The sequence below is a fragment of the Curtobacterium sp. 179-B 9B NHS genome, from assembly GCF_045370965.1.
Taxonomy (GTDB): Bacteria; Actinomycetota; Actinomycetes; order Actinomycetales; family Microbacteriaceae; genus Curtobacterium.
Genome location: NZ_JBIQDQ010000039.1, coordinates 1 through 1,351 on the forward strand (window position 1 = coordinate 1; position 1,351 = coordinate 1,351).

The 1,351-nt window shown below is 70.3% G+C and carries 1 protein-coding gene; it reads right to left on the minus strand.

Features of this window, described 5'->3' with window-relative positions; translation table 11 throughout:
• Positions 1–318: 318 nt before the first annotated feature.
• Complete coding sequence (locus ACH0A8_RS16395; protein WP_406907576.1) at positions 319–1,185, minus strand: GNAT family N-acetyltransferase; 867 nt, start codon at positions 1,183–1,185, stop codon at positions 319–321.
• Positions 1,186–1,351: the final 166 nt, after the last annotated feature.

Below are 1,351 nucleotides of genomic sequence, written 5' to 3' on the forward strand. Positions count from 1 at the left end.
AATGTGCACGCTGTTGAGTTCTCAAGGACCAGACGCACCCCCCACTCGACTCCACGAAGGAGCTCCGCCAGAGGGGCTTGGATTCTCGACACCATCCGCCGAACCTTGCAGCTCGTCAGGGTGGTGGTTGGTTGCCGAGCGGGACCCCGTCCGGACTGCATCTCCAGGTACTCGCCCTGGTGACCGTCTCGGCCGTTCCGTTCTCCGCCTCAGCGGCAACGAGGTACAACTTTACGCGGAGGTGAACGCGCTGCCAAGTGGGGCCACATCTCGGGCGTGTCGGGCGATGAGCGGACGCGTTGCAGCGTTGCGACCGACTCACTCCTCGCCCGGTTCTCCGCTGCTTCCGTGGACGGTCGGGAGCTCGAGTGCAGTCGCCATCTCTTCGATGACGGCGTTCGGCAACCCGTCGGCCGCGCGCCGGCGTCCCGTCCTGCGGAAGCCGTGGCGAGCGTAGAAGCCCCGCGCCGGCGCACCGTCCGGAGCGCAGTCCACCCAGAGTCGGATCGACGGGGCACGGAGGGCTGCCCAGCTGAGGACCTCCGCGAGGAGCGCGTCCGCCACGCCGTTCGCCCGGCCCCGCGCTCGAGGACGGACGAACACCCCCGTGAGCAGCGCGGCAGGCTCCTCGTCAGCCGGCAGCTGAGCGGCCATGATCCCCAGCCACGCCCCGTCCTCCGCGACTGCCACGACAGCAGTGGTGTCCCGCCCGGTACCGCGCCGCGCCCGCAGCCGCCAGTCGTCCTCGGTCATCGCGAGGGTGGTCCGGAGGTCGGCGCCGTACGACACCGGGTTCTCCGCCGCGTTCTCGAGCCGGAGCGCTCGCACCGACCGCCAGTCCTGCTCGACCATGCTCCGCACGACGTACCGGAGACCCGGGAGACCGGCCCGCCCCAGGAGGAGGGGCACGCCGGTCGCCGACCACCACGAGGGCGACACGTGCCCGGAAGACATCCCGCCGTGTGCGAAGCGCTCGACGAACACCCCTGCGCCGGCGTCTCCCGACATCGCACGACCGACCTCCGCCGCAAAGCCCCACCGCAGCATGCCGTCGAGCTCACCTCGCGTGCTCGGGAGCGTGACGTGCGCGAACCGCTCACCGAGAGCTCGCCACAGCCACGGGTCACCGCGCCAGCCCCACTGGTCAGGCTCGTCCCGGAACAGATCACCGACGTGTCGTGCCACGTTCTGATGGTGACCGATCGCGTGCAATCGCGCCAGCGTGCGATCGCCGCTGCGCTCGCCCGCACGGCCCGAGCAGTCGAGGGCGGTGGCGGTGTGCGGGTCGGCCCGGAAACGCAGGAAACCCCTGACCGATCACGGTCAGGGGTTTCCTGGTGTTGCTGAAGTT